Genomic DNA, 26,633 nt, shown 5'->3' with positions numbered 1-26,633 from the left:
ATAGCAAGTTTATGAAGAAAAGCGAATGGCTTGCTCACGATAGACCTATTTTGCCATCAAGTTAGTTAAAATGCGCTGATAAATTAGGGAAAGTTGATTCAAGCTTTCAGCCTCTACGCATTCGTTAATTTGATGAATGGTGGCGTTGATTGGACCAAGTTCAACCACTTGCGTACCCATCTTAGCAATGAAACGGCCGTCCGATGTGCCTCCAGAGGTTGATAACTCTGGTGTGATGTTGACGGTTGTTTGTATGGCATCAACCATGGCATCAACAAGCTCACCAGGTTTCGTTAAGAACGGTAGGCCATTATAGGTCCATTCGATATCGTATTTAAGGTTGTGCTTATCAAGAATGCCTAATGCTTTTTCTTTTAGGTCATCGAATGTTAGCTCAGAGGAAAAACGGTAATTGAATTGTGCCTTAAGCGCACCGGGAACAACATTGGTTGCACCCGTGCCAGAATGAATATTGGACACTTGGAAGCTGGTTGGCGGAAAGAATTCATTGCCGTCGTCCCATTTGGTTGTCGCAAATTCTGCTAAAGCTGGTGCGGCCAAATGGATCGGATTGATGGCTAAGTGAGGATAGGCAACGTGGCCTTGTTTGCCATAGATGGTCACATCGCCACTGAAAGAGCCACGACGTCCATTTTTTATGATGTCGCCAACAGTTTTAGTGCTAGATGGCTCGCCGACGATGCACCAATCTACTTTCTCTTGGCGCGCCATTAATGCATCAACAACACGCGTTGTGCCGTCGACAAATGGGCCTTCTTCATCGCTGGTAATTAAGAATGAAATCTGGCCATCATGATTTGGGTGTTCGGCAACAAAGTTTTCCACCGCAATAATCATCGAGGCCAAGCTGCCTTTCATATCCGCCGCACCTCGGCCATATAATATGCCGTCAACGATTTCTGGCTTAAACGGAGGTACTTTCCATTCCGTTTCTGGCCCAGTTGGCACCACGTCGGTATGGCCTGCAAAGCAAAGGTTGGGGCCTTGGGTGCCGCGTTTTGCGTAGAAGTTTTTTACATCCCCAAACGGCATACGTTCAATCTTAAAGCCGATCTTCTCTAATCGCTCGATCATCAAATCTTGGCAGCCAGCATCTTCTGGTGTTACAGAAGGGCGTGAAATTAAATCTAGAGCAAGTTCTAGAGTAGGCGTAAGTTGCGTCATTCTTTACCTTTGCGTTGAGTTTCGTTACCTTAGCGTGTGTCTAGTAGACTAATAAGGGTGACATAATGAAATTGGGCTTACTTAGTTTTACCGCTTTATGGCTGACAGGTTGTGCGCTTATAGGTGGCTCAAACTCTCATATTCAAGAAGCCTACTATGTCCCTGTTATTACGGGAGATCGCCCTGTCAATGCAGCACCAAAAGCATATCCGGTTCATCGTTCTGATGAACCTAGCAATTCTGAGAGAGCATTCTATATTCCTGTCATAACCGATTAAATAGGGGATTATGATGGAAAAATTGCTTGGTATTGTTCTGCTTTGAAGCCAAGTGTAAGGGATTGCTCATGATCCAACAATGGTCGCTTAATCATGGCAGGTTGCTCCAGTAGTATTTCTACCGCAGTTTCATTGTTCATTGTTGCTTGTATTTCAGGATCAAGCTTGCGCCACGTGGTGCCGCGTTTGTTAACGACTGATTCCCAGCCTAGTTGCTCTATCCACTGGGTTAGTTGCGCTCGTTCAAGGCCATCTTTTCGGTAATCATGAAAACGATAGGTGACCTTATGCTCATCTAGCCAGCGTAATGCCTTTTTCATCGTGTCACAGTTTTTAATGCCATAAATAGTTGTCACGGTGTTTATCCTATTGTTTAGTTGCAAAAATGCCGGAGTCCTAAGGGAGCTCCGGCATTAGGACACACTTAATTAGTTATGTGCGTGCAGTGCTTCATTTAGAGCAATGGCTGTTTTGTTTGTCTTGCATTCGATTGCACCTGTTTCCGAGTTGCGACGGAATAGTAGATCGGATTGACCTGACAATTCACGAGCTTTAACGACAGATACGACACTGTTGTTCTCGTCAAGTAGGGCTACTTTAGAGCCAGCTGTGATGTATAGACCAGACTCAACGGTACAGCGATCACCAAGACCTATGCCAATACCAGCGTTAGCGCCGATTAGGCATTCTTCACCAACTGCGATAACGATGTTGCCGCCGCCGGATAAAGTGCCCATTGTAGAGCAGCCGCCACCTAGGTCTGAGCCATTGCCGACTACAACGCCCGCAGAAATACGGCCTTCGACCATGCTTGTGCCAAGTGTGCCAGCGTTGAAGTTTACGAAGCCTTCGTGCATAACCGTGGTACCTTCACCTAGGTGAGCACCTAAGCGAATACGCGCTGCATCACCAATGCGAATGCCGGTAGGTACTACGAAATTCGCCATTTTAGGGAATTTATCGACACTGAATACTTCGATAGTGCGACCTTCCATGCGAGCGCTTAGTTGGCGGTCTGCCAATTCGCGCACATCGATTGGGCCTTCACTTGTCCAAGCTGTGTTGACTAGAAGACCAAACATGCCGTCAAGTTTTGTTTTGTGCGGTTGTACTTGACGGTGTGAGATCAGTTGTAGCTTCAAGTAAACTTCAGCCGGGTTTGCTGGCGCTTCATCTGCTTCTAGTACACAAAGTACGACTGGCTGAGTCGATGGCTTCAGTCGAGAGGCGCGTTCAGCCAATTCGATATGGCCTGCTTTTAGAAGTGTTAGGTGAAGGCGGTTAAGATCGCTTTCATCCAGTACTAACGTTGCGTTGCCGCCTTCGTAGTTAGTGCTTTCCATGACTGCATCAATGATGCTCTTTTCTGGAGACGCCACTGGAGATGGGTAGAAAACTTCTAACCAAGTACCTTCTTTGTTCTGGGTACCAATGCCAAGGCCAATTGCGAAAGTAGAGTCGCTCATTAGAGAAAGTGCTCCTAAAATAATAATTTAAAGGTTTTGGTGTTTTTTCATAAACCGTGCGATACGTTGAGCAGCCTCAACACATTCGGATTCTTCGGCAACGAGTGCCATGCGGACATGATTTTGTCCGGGGTTATGGCCATCCACGTCGCGGCCAAGGTAGCTACCAGGAAGGACCAATACCGATTCTTCGTGATACAGCTTGGTGCAGAACTCTTCGTCATTCATGGGTAGCTTGGGCCATAAGTAAAAACCGGCTTCAGGCTTACTCACGGATATGACAGGCGATAAGATGTCTAACACTTGCTTGAATTTACGCTGGTAAATATCGCGATTATTAGCGACGTGCGCTTCGTCGTTCCAGGCGGTGATTGAGGCAAGTTGGTGATGCAGGGGCATAGCGCAGCCGTGATAAGTGCGGTATTGAAGGAATGGCTTCAGTAAGCTTGCATCCCCCGCCACAAAACCAGAGCGTAATCCAGGCAAGTTAGAGCGCTTGGAGAGCGACTGGAAAATAAGACAGTTGCTGTAGTCATGATTGCCTAATTGAATGCAGGCATCTAATAAGCCAAGCGGTTTCTCTTCAAAATAGATCTCTGAATAGCACTCATCAGCAATGATGGCAAAGTTATATTGCTTTGCTTTCTCAAGTAGGAAACGGTACTCGTCCAGTGTCGTGACTGAGCCTGCTGGGTTGTTAGGCGAGCATACGAAAAGTAACTCACAGCGTTGCCAGATGGAATCGGGCACGGCTTGATAATCAATTTTGTATTGTTTGTCTGCTTCGCAAGGTAAGTAGTGCAGCTCAGCGCCTGCTAAGATGCCAGCACCTTCATAGATCTGATAGAACGGGTTTGGGCTCACTACTAACGGATCTTTTTTCTCGCCCACCAAAGCTTGTGTAATGGCAAATAGGGCTTCACGTGTGCCAGTTACGGGTAAAATTTGGCTATCAGCGCTCAGCTGAGGAAGGTTGAAGCGATTACAAGCCCAGTCAGAGATGGCTTCGCGTAGGCTATTTTCCCCTTTTGTAAGAGGGTACTTAGACACACCATCCAAAGCATTTTTTAATGTCTCAAGCACAATGCTTGGTGCGTCATGTTGCGGCTCGCCAATAGTGAGCTTGATAACAGGAAGCTCACCGTTCGGTTCAACACTAGACAGTAAGTCAGCTAGCTTCTGAAATGGGTATGGGTGTAAAGAGTGGATCAGCGGATTCATGCGTTTATTGTTCCGTAGCTTGTGAAAAACGGTCTATGCTGTGTTTTAGGGCGTCACAGATGTGTTTCATGCGTGCACTGCCAGTAATCAAATCGCCATTTTCTTCGGTGATATAGAAGGTATCTTCTACGCGCTCCCCCAGAGTGGCAACTTTGGCTTTGTGTAGCATTAAGTTGTGTTCCATAAAGAACTGACCGATTAAAGCCAGCAGGCCAGGTCGGTCAGGGGCGGTGACTTCTACTGCCGACCAAACCTCTTCAGGCTGGCTCACGAAATGCACAGTAGAAGGCGCATTGAATATTTTCAAATGGCGCGGAGTAAAGCGCTTAACAACACTCTCATATAGAGAAGGAGAGTCGAGTTGCTCAATAAGGGTTTTTTTCATTAATTCAATGCGGCTGTGGTCTAAATGGAGATCTGTGTCGCAATTTTCTGCGCTTTCCATTACTACAAAGGTGTCAAGTGTATAGTTGTAGGACGTACTGTTAATTTTCGCATCAAGAATGGTCAGCCCCATTTGCTCAAACAGCGCCGCTGTGACTGCGAATAGGTGGCTGGCATTCGGTGTGTAGATAAATACTTTGCTAGCGCCGGAGAAGTTACGACCGCCAAGAGGACTGATTTCAACTAGCGGCTTGGTGCTAGGACGATGGTTGAGGATGGCTTCTGTATTCCATGCAATCTCTTCACCGCTTGAGCGAATGAAGTATTCTTCCTCGATGTCTTCCCAGATATTCTCCGCCTCCATAATGTCAGCGTTACGCTCAATTAAAATTTCCAGTGCACGTTGTTTGTGTTCGTCACTTTGCATGTCGGCATCAATAGGCGAGTCTAAGCCGCGACGTAATGCTCGCTTAGTTTCCAAATAAAGCTGACGCATTAAAGAAGCTCGCCAGCTGTTCCACATGCTTGGGTTGGTGGCGTTAATGTCCGCAACCGTTAATAGGAATAAATAATCCAACCGCTCTTGGTTTTTAACGATGCTGGCAAATTCCCATATAACCTCTGGATCAGATATGTCTTTACGTTGTGCGGTTACTGACATGAGTAGGTGGTGACGTACTAGCCATTCGATCAAATTGGTTTCGTGTTTATTCAGGCCATGGCGCTCGCAAAATTCACGTGCATCGACACAACCAAGTTCGGAGTGGTCTCCACCACGGCCTTTACCGATGTCATGATATAAACCGGCAATGTAGAGCAGCTCAACTTTTGCAATGTGACGGATGGCTTGGGAAGAGATAGGAAATATGGCGCGACTTTCAGGCAATAAGAATCGGCGTAGGTTTTCTACCAAATGTAAGGTGTGGGCATCCACCGTATAGATATGGAATAGGTCGTGCTGCATCTGACCGATGATGGCACCGAATTCAGGTAAATAGCGCCCTAGCAATCCAATGTGTTTCATTGAACGAAGGACGGTAGTCATGCGATGACGGCTGGCGATAATATCCAAAAACAGAGCTGTGTTGATCGGGTTGTTGCGGTAGTCTTCGTCAACGGCTTCTAAGTTGTCTCGAAGTGCGCGCATCGTATTGGCTCGAATGCCTTTGATGTCACTTCGATCTCCCATGATCTTATACATTTCCAGCATCGCTGACGGCGTTTCTTGAAACACCTCAGTAGAACAGATTTCCAATTGCCCATTAGTGACTTGGAAGCGTTCGTTGATGACTTCGATTTCAGGTTCTTCTTCAAAGCATAAAAAAGACTCTTCGAAATGCTGTAATAATAGATCATTGAGCTGCTGAATTGCTGCTACGCTCTGGTAGTAACCTTGCATAAAACGCTCAACATTGCGCTTAAGATCTTCGTCGTCAAAACCAAACTCTTTGGCAAGCGTTCGTTGATGATCAAACAATAAACGGTCTTCTTTACGACCTACAATCGTGTGCAGTGCCCAACGAATGCGCCAAAGGTGTGAGACGGCGCCTTTGAGCTGGGTGTATTCATCGTCAGATAAGAACTCTTTATCGATCAGTGCACTGAGCCGATTTGTGTGTAGATGGCGTTTTGCAACCCAATCGATCATCTGCATATCGCGAAGGCCACCGGGGCATTCTTTTAGATTGGGCTCAAGGTTGTAAGCAGTGTTTTGGTATTTAGCGTGACGGGCTTCTTGCTCGGCCAATTTGGCGCGATAAAATGTTTCACCATCCCACATTTGGCTGACATCGATCTTCAGTTTTAGGTTGGCTCGTAGTTCTGGGGAACCATACAGAGTGCGCGATTCAATGAGGTTAGTGATAACGGTGATATCGCTGGCAGCTAATTCTGCGCATTCGCTGACAGTGCGAACGGCGTGCCCTACATCAAGCTTTAGATCCCAAAGAAAAGTGATAAATGCTTCAATTTTCTCTGTTTTGGGTTCGCTGTCATCACGCAACAAAATCAATAAATCAATGTCAGAGTTGGGGTGCAGCTCACTACGGCCATAGCCGCCAACGGCGACCATGGCAACGTCCTGCTCTGAGTCTAAACCAGCGCGTAACCAAGCGGCTTGCATTACTTCGTCGTAGAGGCTTGAGAGGCCTTTGACAAGCTTTTCGATAGGGTATAAATCGTGAAATAAGTCATTATACGCCTTTGTTTTCTCATTTAAGAGTTCTCGAAACCGTCTGGCACTGGTGTTCGAGGATGCCAATTCATGCTTTTCGGCTTGGCTGAACAAAGGTGGGGCATCAGGAAAAGCTGGAAAGTCCATACAAGGCCTCTTTGGTTGCACTGCTTAGATGAAAGGCTTAAAGCGTATCGTCTGGGCGTAAAGTGAGTACTTCAACACCATCAGCTGTCACCAATAGTGTGTGCTCATACTGCGCTGATAAGCGACCGTCTTTGGTTTTGGCAATCCAGCCATCGGGACCAGAGTGTTTGACTTGTTTTTTGCCAGCGTTAATCATCGGTTCGATCGTAAAGGTCATGCCTTCTTCTAAAACGACACCTGTGCCAGAGCGACCGTAATGAGCCACCTGAGGTTCGCCGTGGAAGGTCGTGCCAATGCCGTGACCGCAGTACTCTTCTACGACTGAATAGTGGTTCTTGTGCGCAAATTCAGAAATTGCCGCACCGATGTCCCCTAAGCGTACGCCAGGTTTGACCATATTAATGGCTAAATAAAGGCTTTGTTGAGTGATGTTGCATAGGCGTTCAGCGTGCGCTAGCGCAGGGCCTGCAAAAAACATTTTGCTGGTGTCGCCGTAGTAGCCATCTTTAATAATGGTGATATCGATGTTGAGTACATCACCTTTCTTTAACGGCTTGTCATTCGGAATGCCGTGACAAATCACATCATTTACAGAGGTGCAGCAGGATTTAGGGAAGCCATGGTAATTCAATGGCGCAGGAATGGCGCCTTGCTCTGACACAATGTAGTTGTGCGCAATAATGTCAAGCTCGTCAGTAGTAACACCAGGTATGACAAATGGTTCAAGCATGGTTAGTACTTCACCGGCTAAGCGACCCGCTGTACGCATGCCTTCGATATCATTGATGTCATTGAAGCGTGTTGCACTCGGACGCGGCGTCCATTGAGGTACGTCAACACGACCGTTTTTAGTTAACTCTTTTACTGTTTGCAGAATCTCGTTGCTCATAATAAAACTGTCTTAAATCTTCGCTAGTCTTAAGGATGAAGATATTCTACATGACTTAACTCGGTTATTCGCCCTGACTTAAGAAAAAATCATGAACAAAGGTGCGCTAACAGACGAATATCTGCTTTTGAATGTTGCGCTTTTATGGTATAAAACGCCGGCTTATTTCTTTTGAAAAGGGGTAAGCTAAAACTAATTAATTTAACGACCTTGCTGTCTAATTAAAAATAGCGTCTCTGGGGTGCCTGAAATTGCTTTAAATTTCAAAAGGCTGAGAAGTTAGGGCTAGCAAGTTAACCTAACCCAAACGTAAAGGATATTAAAATGCCTACAGTTTCAATGCGCGACCTGCTACAGGTTGGTTCACACTTCGGTCACCAAACTCGTTACTGGAACCCAAAAATGAAGCCATTCATTTTTGGTGCTCGTAACAAAATCCATATCATCAACCTTGAGCACACTGTTCCTGCTCTTAACGAAGCGCTAGCGCTTGTTAAGAAAATGGCTGAGAACAAAAACAAGGTATTGTTTGTTGGTACTAAGCGTGCAGCGGCTAAATCTATTGCAGAACAAGCATCTCGCGCAAGTATGCCGTACGTTAATCACCGTTGGTTAGGTGGTATGCTTACGAACTACAAAACAATCCGTACTTCTATCAAGCGCCTGCGTGACCTTGAAGGTCAACAAGCTGACGGTACATTCGAGAAGCTGACTAAAAAAGAAGCGCTTGTACGTACGCGTGAACTTGAGAAGCTAGAGCGTTCTTTAGGTGGTATCAAGGATATGGGTGGTCTTCCTGACGTTCTTTTCGTTGTAGACGTTGACCATGAGCGTATTGCTATTAAAGAAGCTAACAAGCTAGGTATCCCTGTTATCGGTATCGTTGATACTAACAGCGATCCAGATGGTGTTGATTACGTTATCCCTGCAAACGACGATGCTATCCGTGCAGTACAGCTGTACGTTTCTGCTTTCGCTGATGCTTCTCTAGAAGGTCGTGCGGCAGCAGCAGGTAGTGCTGACGAGTTTGTTGAAGTAAACGACGCCGCTGAAGCGTAATTTTACTGATCTTATCTGGTCTTACTGATCAAGGGAGAGGGGATGACTCTCTCCCTTTTTTAAAATTGTTATCGTACAAGGGGAGTTAACATGGCCGCAGTATCTGCAGCAATGGTAAAAGAGCTACGTGAACGTACTGGTCTTGGCATGATGGAGTGTAAAAAAGCACTTACAGCCGCTGGTGGTGATATTGAAGTAGCAATCGAAGAACTACGTAAGTCTAGTGGTATGAAAGCAGCTAAAAAAGCTGGTCGTACTGCAGCTGAAGGTACTATCATCATGAAAGTTGCTGATGATAACTCTTACGGTGTGTTGGTTGAAATCAACTCTGAAACTGACTTTGCTTCACGTGATGAAGGTTTCCTAGCTTTCTCTAACAAAGTAGCTGACGCTGTTTTCGCTACAAAAGAAACGGACATGGCAGTTGTGATCTCTGGTGAATTGCTAGAAGCTCGCGAAGCGCTTGTTCAGAAAATCGGTGAAAACATCACTCCTCGCCGCGCAGTGGTTGTAGAAGGTGGTGTTGTTTCTGGTTACCTACACAGCAATGGTCAAATTGCTGCGCTAGTTCAACTAGAAGGCGGCAGTGACGAGCTAGCAAAAGATATTGCTATGCACGCAACAGCTGTTTCTCCACGTGTTGTGCGTGGCGAAGATATGCCTGCTGAAGTTCTTGAAAAAGAAGAAGAAATCATTCGAGCTCAACCAGACATGGCTGGTAAACCAGCTGAGATCGTTGAGAAAATGATCGGCGGTCGTATCAAAAAATTCTTGGCTGAAAATAGCCTAGAAGAGCAAGCATTTGTTAAAAACCCAGAAATTAAAGTTGGTCAGCTAGCGAAAGATGCTGGTGCTAAGATTGCTTCTTTTGCTCGCCTAGAAGTAGGTGAAGGCATTGAAGTTGAAGCGACTGACTTCGCAGCTGAGGTTGCTGCACAACTTAAAGGCTAATCGCTAATAAGTTTTCAGTGCAAATTAAGGGGCAGCTTGACTGCCCCTTTTTATGAATAACTGATTGAGATTAAGCTTATCTGATCTCAATACAGGCTTCTCACCATTACCGGAGGTTCTAATGCCTAAAGAAACGAATCCAAAATACAAACGCATTTTGTTGAAATTAAGTGGCGAAGCGCTACAGGGCGATGAAACCTTTGGTATCGATCCTAAAGTGTTGAGTCGGATTGCGCTAGAGATTGGCCAGTTGCGTGGTATCGGTGTTGAGGTAGGGATTGTTATCGGTGGTGGTAACTTGTTCCGGGGGCAGGCGTTGAGTCAGGCGGGGATGGACCGAGTGACTGGCGACCATATGGGGATGCTGGCAACGGTTATGAACTCCCTTGCAATGCGTGATGCGCTAGAGCGAGCCAATATTTCAACGCGTGTGATGTCTGCTATTACGATGACAGGCATTGTCGAGCCGTACGATCGTCGTCGTGCGATGCGTCACCTTAAAGATGGTGATGTCGTTATTTTTTCTGCTGGTACCGGTAACCCATTCTTTACAACTGACTCTGCTGCGTGTTTACGTGGTATTGAGATTGATGCGGATGTCGTGCTCAAAGCAACAAAAGTTGATGGTGTCTATTCTGCTGATCCAATGAAGGATCAAAATGCAGTGAAATATGATACATTAACTTTCGATGAGGTTTTGGAAAAACAGTTAGGTGTCATGGATTTAACAGCAATCTGCTTGACGCGTGATCACCAAATGCCTGTTCGAGTATTTAATATGAACAAGCCAGGGGCTCTGATTAACGTCATGACCGGTGGCGACGAAGGTACCGTTATTAAGTGAGGAAATAATGATTAACGAGATTTTAAAAGATGCGGAAGAGCGCATGGGCAAGGCAATCGTTGCCGTTGATAATTCCTTTAAAAAGATTCGCACAGGTCGCGCGCACCCAAGCCTTTTAGATTCTGTCAGAGTGAACTACTACGGAAGCGAAACACCTCTAAGCCAAGTGGCGAACATCACAGTTGAAGATGCTCGTACATTGGGAGTTTCTCCTTGGGAAGGTAACATGGTGTCTGAAATTGAAAAGGCAATCATGAAGTCTGACTTAGGTTTGAATCCATCTTCTACAGGTAGTTTGATCCGTATTCCTTTGCCAGCTTTAACAGAAGAGACTCGCGGTAACTACTTCAAGCAAGCTAAGTCTGAAGCCGAAAACGGTCGTATTGCGATCCGTAATATTCGCCGCGATGCGAACAATAGTCTAAAAGACCTAGTGAAAGAAAAAGAGATTTCTGAAGACGAAGAGCGTCGTGGTCAAGATCAAGTTCAAAAATTAACAGACAAGTATGTTGCTCAAATTGAAGAGCGTTTGTCTGCTAAAGAAAAAGATCTAATGGAAATCTGAGTAAGAAGGCAGGCGCTGTGCGCTTGCCTTTTTTCTGACTAGGTAGTTCTATGTCGAACCAAATGTTGGTCGTTGATGGCCAATCAGTTCCTGCTCACGTCGCCATTATTATGGATGGCAATAATCGCTGGGCGAAAAAAAAGCACTTACCAAGCATTGCAGGGCACCGAGCAGGTGCGGCAGCCGTTCGTAAAACGGTTGAATCTGCTGCGCGCAGTGGTGTAAAAGTGTTGACCTTATTTGCTTTTTCAAGTGAAAACTGGAGGCGTCCACAGGCTGAAATTGATGGTTTGATGGCACTCTTTATGCGTTCTTTGAAAAAAGAGGCGAAGCGCTTGAATGAACACTCCATTCGACTTGTTGTTGTTGGGGATAAATCAGGCTTTAGTAAAAGTCTTCAAGAGCAGATCGCATTAGCGGAAGAGGCAACCGCAACTAATCAAGGTATGGTGCTTGCGATTGCAGCAAACTATGGCGGCCGTTGGGATATTGCTCAAGCAGCCCAAGTGTTGGCTCAGCAGGTGGCGGCCGGTGAATTACTGCCCGATGACATCACAGAAGAGCGTTTAGGTCAGCATGTGTGCTTAGCAGGTTTGCCAGAATTGGATCTTATTATCCGTACATCAGGTGAAGAGCGAGTGAGTAACTTTTTGCTTTGGCAACTTGCGTACGCTGAATTTATTTTTATGCCAGTACTTTGGCCAGATTTTGATGGCGAATGCTTTAATGAAGCTTTGTCTATTTACCAACAACGTCAACGCCGTTACGGTGGCCGGTAGTTTTTATGCTTTTACCAAGAGTTCTTAGCGCGATCGTTATGGCGCTGCTATTTATATATGCGGTGTTTGTTCTAGAGGCATCTAGCTTTCAATTTGCTATGGGTGGCGTCGTGCTGCTGGCTGGCTGGGAGTGGGCCAGATTGTCTGGTCTGGAAGGGCAGCAGGGTCGCATCGCTTATGCAGGTCTAGTCGTGACTTTATGTTATGGGGCTGCACTGTTCGAGTTGCAGCGATTCCTGTTAATGGTGGCACCAGTACTTTGGCTTATTGCACTGTTTTGGGTGATTAGTTATCCAGATGAAAGAGGGTGGCAGTCTCGCTTTGCTCGAATGGTGTTTGGTTTGTTGATTCTACTAACGACTTGGTGTGCTCTGGTTGTGCTGCGTGAGTCCAGTAATTTTGTGCTGTGGATTTTGCTACTTATGGGGCTAATCTGGGGGGCGGATTCTGGAGCGTACTTTTCAGGTAAGGCGTTTGGTAAGCGTAAATTAGCGCCCGCGGTATCACCAGGAAAATCCTGGGAAGGCGTTATTGGTGGGATGGTATTAACACAAATTGGAGTGGCTGTATTTGTTTTTTACAGCGACTTGAATTGGTTGGCTCTGAGTATGCTTGCGTTGGTAACCGTAATAACCTCTGTGTTAGGAGATTTGACCGAAAGTTTATTTAAGCGTCATGAAAGCTTGAAAGATTCCAGTCATCTGATTCCAGGGCATGGTGGCGTTATGGACCGAGTAGACAGTTTGACATCTGCTGCGCCAATCTATGTATTGCTTCTTTGTCTTGTAGGTTGGGTCTAATGCAGAAAATTTGCCTTCTGGGGGCGACCGGTTCCATTGGCAGTAGTACGCTTGATGTGATTGCTCAATATCCAGAGCAATTTCAATTGATGAGTGTCGCAGCGAATACAAATGTGGATCGAATGGCTGAAATTTGTCAGCGGTTCAAACCCGAACGTGCGGTAATGGGATCGGAGCAAGCACGAGATGCGTTGGCTCAACGTTGCTTGGGGTTGTCAACGGAGTTTGAGTGGGGCCATGAAGCAATGGAGAGTATTGCAAGCGATGGTTGCGACCAAGTAATGGCCGCTATTATCGGGTTTGCGGGGCTGCGCCCAACGTTAGCGGCGATTCGAGCAGGAAAGCGAGTGTTACTTGCTAATAAAGAAAGTCTGGTGACCGCTGGTCGTTTGTTTATGGATGAGGTAGCGCGTTACAACGTAACCTTGATGCCAATTGACAGTGAGCACAATGCTATTTTCCAGTGTTTGCCGCAAACAGATGCTGGTGTCAGTAAGCGAGATGTTTCCAGTATTTTGTTGACCGCGTCAGGAGGACCGTTTAGAACGTTTAGCGCTAAACAGATGGCGTCTGTTACGCCTGCTCAGGCCTGTGCGCATCCTAATTGGTCTATGGGTCAAAAGATTTCGGTTGATTCTGCGAGTCTGATGAATAAGGGCTTGGAGTTGATTGAGGCTTGTTGGTTATTTGATGTTACGCCTGCGGATGTGCAAGTGGTGGTTCATCCTGAAAGTATTATTCATTCAATGGTCTCCTATAAAGATGGATCCGTCATCGCTCAAATGGGAAATCCAGATATGAAAATACCGATTGCTTATGGGATGACGTGGCCGGCACGTATTGACACTGGCGTAGAAGCATTAGATTTTTATCGCTTAGCTCAACTGAATTTTGAGGCACCTGACCTACAGCGTTTTCCAAATCTTAGGCTAGCAGGTGATGCTTGGTATGCTGGCGGAACGGCAATGGCGATATTGAATGCGGCGAATGAAGTTGCAGTGGATGCGTTTCTAAAAGAAAAAATATCTTTCTTGGACATTGCTCGCTTAAATGAGCGGGTATTGGAACAGTCTGATGCGAAAGTGGTCAATGATCTGGAAACAGTATTTATTGCCGATCATGAGGCACGAGTGCTGGCCAACCAGTTGATTGCTTCGGAGTTTGTATAACATGCTACAAAATATCTTATCCATTGTTATAGCGCTTGGTGTACTGATTACTTTCCATGAATTCGGGCACTATTACATCGCTCGTTTATGTGGCGTCAAAGTGTTGCGATTTTCGGTAGGGTTTGGTAAACCGATTTATCGCCATGTTTCTCGCAGTGGGACAGAGTTTACACTTGCCATGATTCCACTTGGTGGCTATGTACGCATGTTGGATGAGCGAGAAGGGAATGTTCCTGAAGCATTAAAGGGGCAAACGTTTAACTGTAAAACTGTTTGGCAGCGAATTGCTATCGTGGCTGCGGGACCTATTGCGAATTTTATTTTAGCAATTGCTATTTATGCTGTGGTTGCTGGCATGGGGATTCAAGCGATTGCTCCGAAAGTGGCTAGCGTGACAGAAAACTCTCCTTTGTCGCAAACTCAAATTGAGCCGGGTGCTGAAATTACGCAATTAAATGGTGTGGCTACACATTCTTGGGAAGATGTAAATTTAGCGTTAGCTGACTTGATTGGACGGACTGGGACCTATACTGTTCGTTACCAATTTTTAGATACAAACTTAGAGCGTGAAGAGCGTTTTACGCTGAATCGCTGGTTAGCTGGAGAAGAACCAAGTAATTTAATTTCAGAGTTTGGTGTTGTTCCTTGGCGGCCACAGGTTGTACCAACCATTTCAGAGGTTGTGACGGGTGGTGCTGCTGAGAAAGCAGGTTTTCTCAAGGGCGATACCGTCAAAGCGATAAATGCGGAACCGGTTTCTGATTGGCAAAGTTTCGTTAGCTGGGTTCAAAAGAGCCCTGACACTGCTCTTGATGTAGTGGTGGATCGGAGTGGTCAGAAAATTGATCTGTCATTAGTTCCGGATGCCCGCGAAGTAAATGGAACGGTGATGGGGTTTGCTGGGTTAGCTGTTGAGCCGCCAGTGTTGTCCGATGATGACATTCGAACACGTGAATTTGGCTTTTTGGGCGCAGCAGTTTATGGTGTGCAGCAGACTTGGAAAATGACAGCATTGACTGTGTCATCGATAGGTAAAATGATTCAAGGTTTAATCTCTCTTGATAATTTGTCAGGTCCGATTACGATTGCCAAGGTTGCGAGTGCATCTGCTGATTCAGGCGTGCAGTCGTTTTTAAAATTTTTAGCGTATTTAAGTGTCAGTCTAGGGGTATTGAATTTGTTACCAATACCTATGCTTGATGGTGGGCATCTGCTGTTTTTTGGGATAGAAGCCGTGCGCCGCAAACCTGTTTCTGAGCGTATTCAAGGGTTTGCCTACCGTTTCGGTGCATCATTGTTGTTCGCGATGATGGCCGTAGCTTTATTTAATGATATTGCCCGCTTGTAGAGAGGTATATGTGAAAGTCTTTGTAGCCACAGTATTAGCAATTTGTAGCGCTCAAAGTTATGCGAAGACCGTTGCAGACGTCCGTGTAGACGGCTTGTTGCAAATGTCACCAACACGCGCATTCGAGACTATCGGCTTTCAACAAGGCCAAGGCTATGACTCTTCTAGAGTCCATGAAGCTGTTAATAATCTATTTGCAACGGGGTACTTCAGTGACATTGATGTATTTGAAGAAGATGATGTTGTTATCTTCAAAGTTGTAGAGCGTCCTACCATTGGTCAAATAGAGATTGATGGTAACGATATGATTTCAACTGAGGACTTGCAGCGCGGATTACGCCTGTCTGGACTTGAAGAAGGTGAGCTTTACAAGCCAGAAACCTTAAATCAGATTCAACAAGAACTGCAGCGCCAGTACTACGCTTTGGGTCGCTACAGTGCTCAGGTTAATATGGAAGTTGAAGAACTTCCACGCAATCGAGTGTCTTTGAAAGTCGACATTGAAGAAGGTGTGACGGCTAAGATTGTCCACATCAATATTGTGGGTAACAAAGATTTTGCGGATGACGAGTTAACCAAGAATTTTCAGTCGGCTGAGACAGGCTATTTCAATCCGTTTAGTTCGGCAGATGAATATTCAAAGCAAAAAATTCAAGGCGATCTTGAAACATTGCGCAGTTTTTATCTTGACCGCGGTTACCTAGATTACGAGTTGATTTCTAGCCAAGTCAGTCTGTCTGCAGATAAGCGTGAAGTTTATGTGGTGGTCAATGTTAAAGAGGGTGAGTCGTACTCTATCAATGAGGTGGCTTTAAGCGGCTCTTTACCGATCAGTGAAGATCGCATTTGGAAGCATATTAATCAAAAGACTGGTGACGTGTTCTCGCGTAAGCAAGTGACTGAGATTATGGAAAATGTTTCCGGTGAGTTAGGTGATGATGGTTATTTATTTACCAATGTGAACATTATTCCTAATAAACTGCCTGGCCACAAAGTAGATATTACTTATCATATTGCGCCAGGTCCTCAAGTCTATGTTCGTCGCATTAATTTCAGTGGCAACTCAGAGACTAAGGATGAAGTGCTTCGCCGAGAAATGACGCAGTTTGAAGGCGCCCTTGCAACCCACTCTAAAATTCAATCGTCAAAGCGTGCTATTGAACGTTTGGGCTTTTTCTCAACCGTTGATCTGAAGACTCGCCCTGTTCCGGGTACGGTTGATCAGGTTGACCTCGATGTGTCCGTTGAAGAACAACCATCTGGCAGTATTCAAGCGAGTGTTGGCTACTCTCAATCAGAAGGTGCAGTGCTCGGTTTTGGTATCTCTAAGCGTAACTTCTTAGGAACGGGTAACAAGTTAGCGTTTAACATGAGCCGTAGTAATCAGACTAAAGACCTCACGCTGTCTTACGACAACCCTTATTTCACGGTTGATGGTGTAAGTCGAGGCTACAGTTTATTTTATCAAGTCAGCGATCACGACGAAGATGATGTAGAGGATTACGATCTAGACCGGATTGGTGTATCGGTTAATTTCGGTTATCCAATTACAGATACGCAACGTTTAAGCTTCGGTATGACGCTTAAAAACACTGGTGTAGACCTTGGTGCGAACCCGTCGCTTGAGACGCAGGACTACCTGAATCAATATGGTGATTCGTTTGATGATGTGATTGCCAATGTTGTTTGGAGTGATAATGACATTGTGGGCGGTCTTTTGCCGACAGGTGGTGTGAGCCATCGTGTAACATTAGATGTAGCGACCCCACTGGGTGACCAAACCTACACCAAAATTGGTGCACTTTCACAAGCTTATTGGAATATAAGCGAAAATAACTTATGGCTCTTTCATTTGAAAGGGCGCGCAGGTTATGGTTTTGGCTACGGTGATACTGATCGTTTACCATTCTTTGAAAACTATTATGCTGGCGGTGTTTATACCGTACGTGGTTTTAGTGCATCATCATTGGGGCCTAAGAACACCTACAATGACAATACTGAAACCGATTCAATTGGCGGTAACATGCTGGTTGCAGCGACGGCAGAGATTATCTTCCCTATGCCTATGGTTGAAGATCACAGTTCAGTACGTACCTCTATTTTCTTGGATGCGGGTAACGTATTTACCGATAACTGTTTCTCTGGCAGTACAAGTTGTGAAGAAGGGTTTGACGCTGGTGAGATCCGTTACAGTGTCGGTTTCAACTGGACATGGATTACACCTATCGCACCGCTGTCGTTTAACATTGCGAAAACGTTGAATGACAAAGAAGGCGATGAGACGGATGCGTTCCAGTTTCAGCTAGGCACCACCTTCTAATAAAGTTAAGGATTTAACATGAAAAGACTATTGAGTATCGCGCTATTGACATTGCTAAGTGTGCAAACTATGGCGTCGGAGGTTGCGGTTTTGGACTTTCGTGCAGCGTTGCTTCAAAGTGATGCGGGTCAGCAAGCCGCTCAAGCGCCGCGTCAACAAGTAGATCAAATGAAAGCGCGATTAGAGCAAGAAAACCGTACATTAAAAGATATGGTTGAGTCATTGAAGCGTGATGAGCTTACTCTGTCTTCGGAAGAAGTGGCAAAGCGTCGATCAGAAGTAAATCAGAAGCAAGCTCAGCTGCGTCAAATGGTGTCTGCTATGCAGCAGCAAGCTCAGCAAATGGAGCAGCGTTTGATTCAAGATCTAACACCTCGAGGAGAGGCTGCGCTTAAAGAGATCATTGAAGAGCGTAATATAGATGCTGTGATTTCGCGTCAAGCTGCCATTTATACGAATGAGTCTGTTGATATCACAGCAGAGTTGATCGATAAACTTAATAAAGAGAAATAATGGATGGGGTACACCCTTTCTGAAATCGCCGCCCACGTTGGCGGCGAGCTATTTGGTGATCCTGAGTACCCAATATCCTCGTTGGGGTCTTTAGATCATGCGGGTGCAGAGCAGTTGAGTTTTTTGTCGAACCCCAAGTTTGCCAGCAAGCTGACCCTATGCAATGCCGGAGCGGTGTTATTGCGTAATCCTACCGACGCAGAAAATGTTCGTAATGCTATTGTTGTTCGTAATCCATATCTTGCTTATGCCCAAGTAACGGTGCTGTTTAAGCATCAGGAGGAAGGTTGGGCAAACCGAATACATCCGACGGCTGTGATACATGAAACCGCTAGGGTTTCGAGCACGGCATTGATTGGTCCTAATGTTACGGTGGGCGCTTATTCTGTCATTGGAGCTAATTGCTATTTAGGTCCCGGCTCAGTGGTTGGTGAGCACGTATGCTTAGGAGGCGACTCACGTTTGGCTGGCAATGTGACAATCTATGATCATGTTGAGATTGGCGAGCGTTGTATTCTTCATAGCGGCTCAATTATCGGTGCTGATGGTTTTGGTTTTGCTCCTCACGACGGTCAGTGGAACAAAATACATCAGCTTGGCGGTGTCATAATTGGCGATGATGTTGAAATTGGTGCGAATACTACAGTAGATTGCGGCGCTATAGAAAATACCGTTATAGGCAACGGAGTTAAGATTGATAACCTTGTTCAAATTGCTCATAACGTCGTAATCGGTGATAATAGCGCGATTGCGGGTTGTGTGGGCGTTGCAGGCAGTACCATTATCGGTGAAAACTGCACAATTGCAGGAGGGGCAGGGTTAGCTGGGCATATTACATTAGTGGATAATGTTCATGTTACTGCGATGAGTTTGGTGACTCGTTCAATTGATACGCCTGGTTCATACTCTTCTGGAACAGCTTTAGACTCGACACCAAAATGGCGAAAATCGGCGGCTCGTTTACGCCGAATAGAGAGCATGGCTGCCCAAATTTCAAAATTGGAAAAACAAGTTAATACGCTTTTAACAAAAGGTTAATGCATAAATGATGGATGTGAATGAAATTCGCCGTTACTTACCCCACCGCTACCCGTTTTTGTTGGTAGATCGAGTAGTAGAGATAACTCCCGGGGAATCAATTGTTGCGTACAAGAATGTGACGGTAAACGAACCGTTTTTTAACGGGCATTTCCCAGATCATCCAGTAATGCCTGGTGTGTTGATTATTGAGGCAATGGCACAAGCAGCTGGTATCCTTGGCTTTAAAACCATGGATAAAACACCTGAAGATGGTTCTATTTACTACTTCGTTGGTGCTGATAATACTCGTTTTAAACGTCCAGTAGTACCAGGGGATCGTCTTCAGTTAGAAGCGAAAATTTTGACAGAACGTCGTGGTATTTGGAAATTCGAAGTCAAAGCGACAGTTGACGGTGGGCTAGTGTGTTCTTCTACCATTCTATGTGCTGACAGGAAGCTATAAGTGTTGATACATCCAACTGCGATAGTTGACCCAAAAGCTGAACTAGACAGTGATGTTGAAATCGGCCCTTTCTGTATTGTCGGACCCGACGTACAGATCGGTGCAGGTACAGTGTTGAAATCTCATGTTGTTGTGAATGGTCATACGACGATTGGCCAACAGAATGAGATTTTTCAGTTTACTTCCGTTGGAGAAGTAAACCAGGATAAAAAGTATAAAGGTGAGCCAACTCGATTGATCATTGGTGATCGTAATGTGATTCGAGAAAATGCGACAATTCATCGTGGCACAATTCAAGATCAAGGGATTACGCAGATTGGTGATGGGAATTTGTTTATGGCCAGTACGCATGTAGGACATGACTGCATTGTTGGCGATAACAACATCCTTGCTAATTATGCTGCTTTAGCGGGGCACGTAAAAGTAGGTGACTCTGTTATCTTAGGTGGCTATACCGGTGTGCATCAGTTTTGCCAAGTGAATTCGTACAGTATGTGTGGTATGGGGTCCATGGTAACTAAAGATGTCCCTCGCTATATGATGGTGTCGGGTGATCCTGCGAAAGCACATGGTATGAATTTCGAAGGTATGCGTCGTCGTGGTATGTCTGCTGAGGCGATCAGGGCACTTCGCTCTGCTTACAAAATGGTGTATTTGAAAAAAATGCCATTGGAACAAGCATTGAGCCACATTGAAGCGAACGATATTTTCAATGTACGAGAAGTGGCTGACTTTGTGCTCTCTATACGTCAGTCTAAACGTGGCATAGTCCGTTAAGTGTTTGGCTGATTGAAAAGAAACCCCGACTCATTCGGGGTTTTTTTATGAAGGTTAATGATTATTATGCAAAAGCGATTTGTCATTGTTGCAGGTGAAGCCTCTGGAGACATTCTAGGTGCTAACCTAATTAAGCATTTAAAACTACGGTTCCCGGATGCTGTGTTTGAAGGTATTGGTGGTCCGCTGATGATTGCACAAGGCTTCAATAGTTTATTCCCGATGGAGCGATTGTCTGTCATGGGCTTGGTTGAAGTATTGGGTCGCTTAAGAGAGTTATTAGGCATTCGTAAAGCGGTTTTTAACCATTGTCTTGAAGAAGATGTATCGGCTTTTATAGGCATAGATTCGCCTGATTTTAATTTGCCACTGGCGCGCAAACTTCGATTACAAGGTGTTAAGACGATTCATTACGTCAGCCCCTCCGTATGGGCATGGCGTCAGAAGCGCATTTTCAAAATCAAAGAATCTGTTGATTTAATGCTCACGCTGTTTCCGTTTGAACTAGAAATTTATCAACAGCACCAGATTCCGGCGGTTTGTGTTGGGCATACATTGGCGGATGAGGTGCCTCTGGAGAGTGATAAGTTAGAAGCTCGTGCTCGATTAGGTTTATCGTTATCTGACAACTGGTTTGCTATCCTGCCCGGCTCTCGTGGTGGGGAAGTTAGCCGTTTAATGCCTGTGTTTGCCGAGGCAATGAAAGTTATTCAACAGCAAGTCGACAGCGCTAAATTTGTCATTCCTGCCGCGAATGAGGAAAGGCGTCAGCAAATAGAGCATATTCTTAAAGAGGTTGGCGTTAGTGCCGTTGTTGTCGATGGTCAGTCTCGCGATGTTATGGCGGCAGGCGAAGCGATTATGTTGGCATCTGGCACTGCTGCTTTAGAAGCGATGCTGGTGAAGCGTCCCATGGTCGTGGCTTATCGCTTTACAAAACTGACTTACGCAATTATGAAGCGCATGATCAAAGTACCTTATGTGTCATTGCCAAATTTATTGGCACGTAAGCGACTCGTGCCTGAGTTATTGCAAGATGAGGCAACGCCTGTAAAACTAGCGAACGCATTAGTAGGAGAGTGGAAAGACTTTACTTCAGACCAGCAGATACAAAGCACGTTTTTAGCGTTGCACGAAATGCTACGTAAGAATGCGGGCGATGCAGCAGCAAGAGCGATCGCAAAGGAACTTCGTAATGCTTAATGTCGAGCCGTTTGAGAGTGCAGTTTATCAAGGTATATTACTGGCTGGTGCTGATGAAGCGGGACGTGGTCCATTAGCCGGAGATGTGGTTGCAGCAGCTGTTATTCTTGACCCCGATAATCCTATTGTTGGTTTGAACGATTCCAAAAAACTGTCAGAGAAAAAACGCGAAGCCTTATTTTCAGAAATTTGTGATAAAGCGCTGTCTTTCAGTATTGCGCGTGCAAGTGTTGCTGAAATTGATGATATTAATATCCTACATGCCAGCATGTTAGCGATGAAACGTGCCATCGAAGCGTTACCTGTCCAAGCTGAGCATGCTTTGATCGATGGTAATCGTATCCCGCCAGAGTTGTCCTGTTCTGCTGAGGCCGTCATAAAGGGGGATGCGCGACACGCGGCCATTGCGGCGGCGTCGATTTTGGCAAAAGTGACGCGTGATCGTGAAATTGTTGCGTTAGATAATCAGTACCCAAACTATGGGTTTGCTAAGCATAAAGGTTATCCAACAGCGGTACATCTTGCTGCGATTAAAGAGTACGGTGTGTGTGAATTGCATCGCCGTAGTTTTGGTCCGGTCAAAAGAATCTTAGAAGGTTAATTGTATGTCGTCGTTTATTCACCTCAGAGTACACACCGAATTTTCCCTTGTTGATGGGCTTGTTAAAGTTAAAGGGTTGGTGAATCAAGCAGAAGCAAATGAAATGCCTGCGGTTGCTATGACGGATGAAAATAACCTTTGTGGGTTTATTCGTTTTTATAGTGGTGCGATGGGGAAAGGTATAAAGCCGATCTGTGGCGCAGACATTATGCTTGAAGCGAATGATGAAATTGAGCAGCGAACGCGAATGACGCTGTTGGCCATGTCGAACAAAGGCTATAAGAACATCATTGAGGTGATTTCAAAAGGTTATCAGCTTGGACAAGTGGACGGTCGACCAGTAATTAAGCGCGAATGGGTGGCCGAGCATCGAGAGGATGTGATTGCTTTATCCGGTGGTGTTTTTGGTGATGTAGGTTTCTTGCTTGCAAAAGGCCGAGCGGATGAAGCTGAAGTGTACTTGAAGCGTTGGATGGATACTTTTCCAGGGCGTTATTATGCCGAAGTGGTTCGTACGCTGCGCCCAGGAGAAGAAGATTATATTCATCAGATCGTGCCATTGGCTGCTCAGTTTGATTGCCCTGTTGTGGCAACCAACGATGTACGCTTTCTAAGGCGAGAAGATTTTGAAGCGCATGAAGCGCGTGTCAGTATTTGTGATGGTATAACACTTGATGATCCGCGTCGAAAACGTAAATACTCTGAAGAACAGTACTTTAAAACTGCATCAGAGATGGAGGCTCTTTTTTCCGATCTTCCAGAAGCGCTTGAAAATACAGTTGAGATTGCTAAACGTTGTAACGTTGATGTGCTGTTAGGAACTTATTTCTTACCAGATTTTCCTGTGCCAGAGGGGATGACCATGGAAGAATATTTCCGTGAGCTGTCTCATAATGGTTTAAAAGATCGCTTCGAATTACTGGTGAAAAAAGGCGGCGATCGGATTTTAGCGCGTAAGCAAGAGTACATAGATCGCCTTAATTTTGAGCTCGATATTATCAATCAGATGGGGTTTCCTGGTTACTTCCTGATCGTAATGGACTTCATTCAATGGTCTAAAGATAACGATATTCCGGTGGGGCCTGGGCGTGGTTCTGGTGCGGGTTCTCTTGTTGCATATGTTCTTAAAATTACCGATTTGGATCCACTTGAATACGATCTGCTATTCGAACGATTCTTGAATCCTGAGCGTGTGTCTATGCCGGATTTTGACATCGACTTCTGTATGGATAATCGCGATCGAGTGATTGATTATGTGGCCCAGCGTTATGGCCGTAATGCCGTCTCTCAGATCATTACATTTGGTCAGATGGCGGCGAAGGCGGTAGTGCGAGATGTGGCTCGTGTTCAGGGAAAGTCGTACAGTTTGGGTGATAAGCTGTCCAAGCTGATTCCGTTTGAAATCGGCATGACACTGAAAAAAGCGTTGGAAGATGAACCCGCATTGGTTGAGTTTATCGAAGGTGATGAAGAAGCCGCCGAAGTCATGGAAATGGCGTTTAAGCTTGAAGGTACTGTACGTAACTTTGGTAAACATGCCGGTGGTGTTGTCATTGCGCCCACTAAGTTGACTGACTTTGCTCCGCTTTACTGTGAAGAGGATGGAACTGGCTTAGTAACGCAATACGATAAAAACGATGTAGAAGAAGCCGGCTTGGTGAAATTTGACTTCTTAGGCTTGAAAACACTAACCGTCGTGGATTGGGCACTAGAAAGCATCAATGAGATCCATGAGCGTCAAGGCAAGCCGCCTTTAGACATTGCCTTAATTGATTTAGAAGATAAAGCGACCTACGACTTATTGCAGCGAGCTGAAACAACCGCGGTATTTCAGCTGGAATCTCGTGGTATGAAAGAGCTCATTAAGAAACTGTTACCCTCTCGCTTTGAAGATATTATCGCCTTGGTAGCCCTTTATCGACCTGGACCGTTAGGTTCGGGCATGGTAGACGACTTTATTAATCGTAAGCATGGTCGTTCCGAACTTGCTTTCCCGCATCCTGATTATCAGCATCAAGACCTAAAACCTGTCCTTGAGCCTACCTACGGAATTATCTTGTACCAAGAGCAGGTAATGCAGATTGCCCAAGTTCTGGCAAAATTCTCGCTTGGTGGTGCAGACTTACTGCGTCGAGCGATGGGTAAGAAGAAAGCGGAAGTCATGCAAGAACAGCGCTTAATCTTCATGGAAGGTGCGGCGAAGAATAACATCGATAAAGACCTTGCCGGCAACATCTTCGACTTAATGGAGAAATTTGCGGGCTACGGTTTTAACAAATCGCACTCGGCAGCTTATGCCTTAGTGTCATATCAAACTGCGTGGTTGAAGCAACATTACCCTGCGCCCTTTATGGCGGCAGTACTGTCTGCCGATATGCAAAATACCGATAAAATCGTTATCTTCGTGGAAGAATGTCGTGCCATGAAGTTAGTGGTCGACTTACCGAATGTGAATGAATCAGTTTATAAATTTGCGGTAAACCGTAAAGGTGTCATCGTTTACGGACTTGGAGCGATTAAAGGCGTCGGCGAAGGGCCTATCGAGGCCATTGTTGAGGCACGTAAAGACGGTCCCTTTGAGCATATTTTTGATTTCTGTCAGCGAGTAGGGCGACGTGTTAATCGTCGTGTCATGGAGGCATTAGTTCGATCCGGTGCATTTGATACGATTGGACCAAATCGCGCTACTTTATTTGAGAGTATTCCTGAGGCGTTAAAGCGTGCCGATCAAAGCGCTAAAAGCCAAGATGCTGGTATGGGTGATTTGTTTGGTATTGCTGTTGAGGAGTCAACCGAGAATGCGTATGACGATATTGGTGTGCAAGAAGAATGGCATGGTCGTAGACGTTTAGATGGAGAAAAGGATACGCTAGGCCTGTATGTGACGGGGCATCCGATAGACGATTATGAAAGTGAAATACGTCGATTCGCACGTCAGCGCATAGTAGATTTGCAGCCCAAACGAGAAACGCAAGTGATTGCGGGGCTTATTGTGGAAATGCGGATTACCAAGAGTAAACGCGGAGGCAATATTGCGTTTATCACCCTAGATGATCGCTCAGCCCGAATTGAAGTTGCCGTATTTCCTGATACATTTGAAAGCGTTAAACAATACTTGGTCCCGGATCAAGTGGTTGTAGTGGAAGGTGAAATCAGTTTTGATGAATTTCGTGGTGGCCAAAAAGTGGCGGCGCGGAATGTGTTGGACATGGCAACAGCGCGGATACGTTATGTTGAAGCATTACGTATCGATTGGCTTGAAGAAGACGTTACCAAACAAAAAATTGAAGCGTTGGCGCGCCATATTGCCCCATACCGTGGCGATGGCTGCGATGTAGTGATAGGGTTTGAAACCAGTAAGGCGGCAGGTGATGTGAAGCTTGGATCGCAGTGGAAAATTCGTCCTGATGATGAATTAATTCATGAACTTCAAAAACAATACGGTAAACAAAATGTGCAGTTAGTGTATACTTAGCGCCATTTTATCATTCTTTCACTCGCGTAACGCCAATGGAGCGGCGCGATAGGATGTTCGAAGCTAGAACTTTCTGTAGAATATTAGGCAACTAAATAGCAGCGTGTAAAAAATGAATCTAGATTACTTACCTTTTGAGCAGCCAATTGCTGAGCTCGAACAAAAAATTGAAGAGTTACGACTAGTTGGTAACGATAATGATCTTAACATCAGTGAAGAGATCAGCCGATTAGAAGACAAGAAGATTACTCTAACACAGAGCCTATTCAGTAATTTAGGTGCTTGGGAGGTTTCTCAACTTGCTCGTCACCCTAAGCGTCCTTACACATTAGACTACATTCAAAACGTCTTTACTGACTTTGAAGAAATGCATGGTGACCGTCATTACGCTGACGATCGTGCAATTGTCGGTGGTATTGCTCGTCTTGAAGGTCGACCAATCATGGTGATAGGTCACCAAAAAGGTCGTGAAGTCAAAGAAAAAGTCATGCGTAACTTCGGCATGCCGCGTCCAGAAGGCTACCGTAAAGCTTTGCGCTTAATGGAAACCGCTGAGCGTTTCAATATGCCAATCGTGACTTTGATTGATACTCCTGGAGCCTACCCAGGGATTGGCGCTGAAGAGCGTGGTCAAAGTGAAGCGATTGCTTTCAACCTTGCTGTCATGTCACGATTAAAAACACCAATCATTTCGACCGTTATTGGTGAAGGTGGTTCTGGTGGGGCATTGGCTATTGGTGTGTGTGATGAGTTAATGATGCTTCAATATGGTACTTACTCTGTTATCTCTCCAGAAGGTTGTGCTTCAATTCTATGGAAGAGTGCGGAGCGTGCATCAGACGCAGCAAAAGCAATGGGTATTACTGCAGACCGTCTTCAAGAGTTGGGCTTTGTTGATACAATTCTAGAAGAGCCACTAGGTGGAGCGCATACAGACCCTGCTTTGATGGCTGAGCGTTATAAAACAAAAGTACTTGAAGTATTAGATAAGCTAGAAGCGCTT

Annotated in this window: 24 protein-coding genes (1 of these 24 cut by a window edge); 18 read left to right on the top strand and 6 right to left on the bottom strand. The window is 45.4% G+C overall.

Annotated elements, in window-relative coordinates:
* Nucleotides 1–45 precede the first annotated feature (45 nt).
* Nucleotides 46–1,185 (bottom strand): succinyl-diaminopimelate desuccinylase, encoded by a 1,140-nt coding sequence (gene dapE / locus ACPUEK_RS16545; protein ID WP_425641502.1) that lies wholly within the window; start codon nt 1,183–1,185, stop codon nt 46–48.
* Between the two features lie 65 nt (nt 1,186–1,250).
* Between dapE and ACPUEK_RS16540 the strand changes: the two genes are divergently transcribed.
* Nucleotides 1,251–1,463 carry a hypothetical protein gene (locus ACPUEK_RS16540; RefSeq protein ID WP_067216157.1) on the top strand — a complete coding sequence of 71 codons (213 nt, stop codon included), beginning with the start codon at nt 1,251–1,253 and terminating at the stop codon, nt 1,461–1,463.
* A gap of 8 nt (nt 1,464–1,471) precedes the next feature.
* Here ACPUEK_RS16540 and ACPUEK_RS16535 read toward each other — a convergent pair whose 3' ends face one another.
* From ACPUEK_RS16535 to map, 5 genes are all read right to left on the bottom strand, one after another.
* On the bottom strand, nt 1,472–1,819 hold the full coding sequence (locus ACPUEK_RS16535) for an ArsC family reductase (RefSeq protein ID WP_082866098.1): 348 nt from the start codon (nt 1,817–1,819) through the stop codon (nt 1,472–1,474).
* Between the two features lie 72 nt (nt 1,820–1,891).
* Entirely contained in the window at nt 1,892–2,929 is a 1,038-nt protein-coding gene (gene dapD / locus ACPUEK_RS16530) for a 2,3,4,5-tetrahydropyridine-2,6-dicarboxylate N-succinyltransferase (protein WP_067216153.1), read from the bottom strand.
* 27 nt (nt 2,930–2,956) lie between these two features.
* Entirely contained in the window at nt 2,957–4,150 is a 1,194-nt protein-coding gene (gene dapC, locus ACPUEK_RS16525; protein ID WP_067216150.1) for a succinyldiaminopimelate transaminase, read from the bottom strand.
* A gap of 4 nt (nt 4,151–4,154) precedes the next feature.
* Entirely contained in the window at nt 4,155–6,854 is a 2,700-nt protein-coding gene (gene glnD, locus ACPUEK_RS16520) for a [protein-PII] uridylyltransferase (protein WP_425641501.1), read from the bottom strand.
* A 37-nt stretch (nt 6,855–6,891) separates the two neighbouring features.
* Entirely contained in the window at nt 6,892–7,743 is an 852-nt protein-coding gene (map, locus tag ACPUEK_RS16515; protein WP_082866097.1) for a type I methionyl aminopeptidase, read from the bottom strand.
* Nucleotides 7,744–8,067: 324 nt separating this feature from the next.
* Here map and rpsB point away from each other — a divergent pair, with 324 nt between their 5' ends.
* The 17 genes from rpsB to accA all read left to right on the top strand — a co-directional run.
* Nucleotides 8,068–8,802, top strand: a complete 735-nt coding sequence (gene rpsB / locus ACPUEK_RS16510; protein ID WP_067031531.1) for a 30S ribosomal protein S2 — start codon at nt 8,068–8,070, stop codon at nt 8,800–8,802.
* Between the two features lie 90 nt (nt 8,803–8,892).
* Nucleotides 8,893–9,753, top strand: a complete 861-nt coding sequence (gene tsf / locus ACPUEK_RS16505) for a translation elongation factor Ts (RefSeq protein WP_067031529.1) — start codon at nt 8,893–8,895, stop codon at nt 9,751–9,753.
* A 121-nt stretch (nt 9,754–9,874) separates the two neighbouring features.
* Nucleotides 9,875–10,597 carry a UMP kinase gene (pyrH, locus tag ACPUEK_RS16500; RefSeq protein WP_067031526.1) on the top strand — a complete coding sequence of 241 codons (723 nt, stop codon included), beginning with the start codon at nt 9,875–9,877 and terminating at the stop codon, nt 10,595–10,597.
* Between the two features lie 7 nt (nt 10,598–10,604).
* Entirely contained in the window at nt 10,605–11,162 is a 558-nt protein-coding gene (gene frr, locus ACPUEK_RS16495) for a ribosome recycling factor (protein WP_425641500.1), read from the top strand.
* A gap of 50 nt (nt 11,163–11,212) precedes the next feature.
* Entirely contained in the window at nt 11,213–11,941 is a 729-nt protein-coding gene (gene uppS, locus ACPUEK_RS16490; protein ID WP_139084474.1) for a polyprenyl diphosphate synthase, read from the top strand.
* Between the two features lie 5 nt (nt 11,942–11,946).
* Entirely contained in the window at nt 11,947–12,741 is a 795-nt protein-coding gene (locus ACPUEK_RS16485; protein ID WP_067216145.1) for a phosphatidate cytidylyltransferase, read from the top strand.
* The gene (gene ispC, locus ACPUEK_RS16480; RefSeq protein WP_417505580.1) at nt 12,741–13,910 is read left to right on the top strand and encodes a 1-deoxy-D-xylulose-5-phosphate reductoisomerase; all 1,170 of its coding nucleotides are present in this window, start codon (nt 12,741–12,743) and stop codon (nt 13,908–13,910) included. Before ACPUEK_RS16485 ends, ispC begins: the two co-directional genes overlap by 1 nt.
* Nucleotide 13,911: 1 nt before the next feature.
* Entirely contained in the window at nt 13,912–15,258 is a 1,347-nt protein-coding gene (gene rseP / locus ACPUEK_RS16475) for an RIP metalloprotease RseP (protein ID WP_067216138.1), read from the top strand.
* 10 nt (nt 15,259–15,268) lie between these two features.
* The gene (gene bamA / locus ACPUEK_RS16470) at nt 15,269–17,578 is read left to right on the top strand and encodes an outer membrane protein assembly factor BamA (RefSeq protein ID WP_231872547.1); all 2,310 of its coding nucleotides are present in this window, start codon (nt 15,269–15,271) and stop codon (nt 17,576–17,578) included.
* An 18-nt stretch (nt 17,579–17,596) separates the two neighbouring features.
* Nucleotides 17,597–18,091, top strand: coding sequence for an OmpH family outer membrane protein (locus ACPUEK_RS16465; protein ID WP_425641499.1), 495 nt, complete (start codon nt 17,597–17,599; stop codon nt 18,089–18,091).
* A 3-nt stretch (nt 18,092–18,094) separates the two neighbouring features.
* On the top strand, nt 18,095–19,129 hold the full coding sequence (gene lpxD / locus ACPUEK_RS16460; protein ID WP_067031505.1) for a UDP-3-O-(3-hydroxymyristoyl)glucosamine N-acyltransferase: 1,035 nt from the start codon (nt 18,095–18,097) through the stop codon (nt 19,127–19,129).
* 7 nt (nt 19,130–19,136) lie between these two features.
* Entirely contained in the window at nt 19,137–19,574 is a 438-nt protein-coding gene (gene fabZ / locus ACPUEK_RS16455; protein ID WP_067031502.1) for a 3-hydroxyacyl-ACP dehydratase FabZ, read from the top strand.
* Nucleotides 19,575–20,351 carry an acyl-ACP--UDP-N-acetylglucosamine O-acyltransferase gene (gene lpxA / locus ACPUEK_RS16450; protein WP_170756297.1) on the top strand — a complete coding sequence of 259 codons (777 nt, stop codon included), beginning with the start codon at nt 19,575–19,577 and terminating at the stop codon, nt 20,349–20,351.
* 66 nt (nt 20,352–20,417) lie between these two features.
* Nucleotides 20,418–21,554, top strand: a complete 1,137-nt coding sequence (lpxB, locus tag ACPUEK_RS16445) for a lipid-A-disaccharide synthase (RefSeq protein ID WP_425641498.1) — start codon at nt 20,418–20,420, stop codon at nt 21,552–21,554.
* Nucleotides 21,547–22,155 (top strand): ribonuclease HII, encoded by a 609-nt coding sequence (gene rnhB / locus ACPUEK_RS16440; protein WP_425641497.1) that lies wholly within the window; start codon nt 21,547–21,549, stop codon nt 22,153–22,155. Before lpxB ends, rnhB begins: the two co-directional genes overlap by 8 nt.
* Before the next feature lie 4 nt (nt 22,156–22,159).
* Nucleotides 22,160–25,630 (top strand): DNA polymerase III subunit alpha, encoded by a 3,471-nt coding sequence (gene dnaE / locus ACPUEK_RS16435; protein ID WP_425641496.1) that lies wholly within the window; start codon nt 22,160–22,162, stop codon nt 25,628–25,630.
* A gap of 112 nt (nt 25,631–25,742) precedes the next feature.
* Nucleotides 25,743–26,633 carry the 5' portion of an acetyl-CoA carboxylase carboxyl transferase subunit alpha gene (gene accA, locus ACPUEK_RS16430; protein WP_067216126.1) on the top strand. The gene runs 57 nt beyond the window's last position, so only the first 891 of its 948 coding nucleotides appear in the window; it begins with the start codon at nt 25,743–25,745; the stop codon falls past the right edge of the window.

The organism is Marinomonas gallaica (assembly GCF_049821165.1).
GTDB lineage: Bacteria > Pseudomonadota > Gammaproteobacteria > Pseudomonadales > Marinomonadaceae > Marinomonas > Marinomonas gallaica.
The sequence above is the reverse complement of the archived record's forward strand: the minus strand, read 5'-3'. Positions and strand labels throughout refer to the sequence as shown.

Coding starts and splice junctions, on each gene's coding strand:
- dapE (WP_425641502.1), bottom strand. CDS start 1,185: ATGACGCAACTTACGCCTACTCTAGAACTTGCTCTAGATTTAATTTCA.
- ACPUEK_RS16540 (WP_067216157.1), top strand. CDS start 1,251: ATGAAATTGGGCTTACTTAGTTTTACCGCTTTATGGCTGACAGGTTGT.
- dapD (WP_067216153.1), bottom strand. CDS start 2,929: ATGAGCGACTCTACTTTCGCAATTGGCCTTGGCATTGGTACCCAGAAC.
- dapC (WP_067216150.1), bottom strand. CDS start 4,150: ATGAATCCGCTGATCCACTCTTTACACCCATACCCATTTCAGAAGCTA.
- glnD (WP_425641501.1), bottom strand. CDS start 6,854: ATGGACTTTCCAGCTTTTCCTGATGCCCCACCTTTGTTCAGCCAAGCC.
- map (WP_082866097.1), bottom strand. CDS start 7,743: ATGAGCAACGAGATTCTGCAAACAGTAAAAGAGTTAACTAAAAACGGT.
- rpsB (WP_067031531.1), top strand. CDS start 8,068: ATGCCTACAGTTTCAATGCGCGACCTGCTACAGGTTGGTTCACACTTC.
- tsf (WP_067031529.1), top strand. CDS start 8,893: ATGGCCGCAGTATCTGCAGCAATGGTAAAAGAGCTACGTGAACGTACT.
- pyrH (WP_067031526.1), top strand. CDS start 9,875: ATGCCTAAAGAAACGAATCCAAAATACAAACGCATTTTGTTGAAATTA.
- frr (WP_425641500.1), top strand. CDS start 10,605: ATGATTAACGAGATTTTAAAAGATGCGGAAGAGCGCATGGGCAAGGCA.
- uppS (WP_139084474.1), top strand. CDS start 11,213: ATGTCGAACCAAATGTTGGTCGTTGATGGCCAATCAGTTCCTGCTCAC.
- ACPUEK_RS16485 (WP_067216145.1), top strand. CDS start 11,947: ATGCTTTTACCAAGAGTTCTTAGCGCGATCGTTATGGCGCTGCTATTT.
- ispC (WP_417505580.1), top strand. CDS start 12,741: ATGCAGAAAATTTGCCTTCTGGGGGCGACCGGTTCCATTGGCAGTAGT.
- rseP (WP_067216138.1), top strand. CDS start 13,912: ATGCTACAAAATATCTTATCCATTGTTATAGCGCTTGGTGTACTGATT.
- ACPUEK_RS16465 (WP_425641499.1), top strand. CDS start 17,597: ATGAAAAGACTATTGAGTATCGCGCTATTGACATTGCTAAGTGTGCAA.
- lpxD (WP_067031505.1), top strand. CDS start 18,095: ATGGGGTACACCCTTTCTGAAATCGCCGCCCACGTTGGCGGCGAGCTA.
- fabZ (WP_067031502.1), top strand. CDS start 19,137: ATGATGGATGTGAATGAAATTCGCCGTTACTTACCCCACCGCTACCCG.
- lpxB (WP_425641498.1), top strand. CDS start 20,418: ATGCAAAAGCGATTTGTCATTGTTGCAGGTGAAGCCTCTGGAGACATT.
- rnhB (WP_425641497.1), top strand. CDS start 21,547: ATGCTTAATGTCGAGCCGTTTGAGAGTGCAGTTTATCAAGGTATATTA.
- dnaE (WP_425641496.1), top strand. CDS start 22,160: ATGTCGTCGTTTATTCACCTCAGAGTACACACCGAATTTTCCCTTGTT.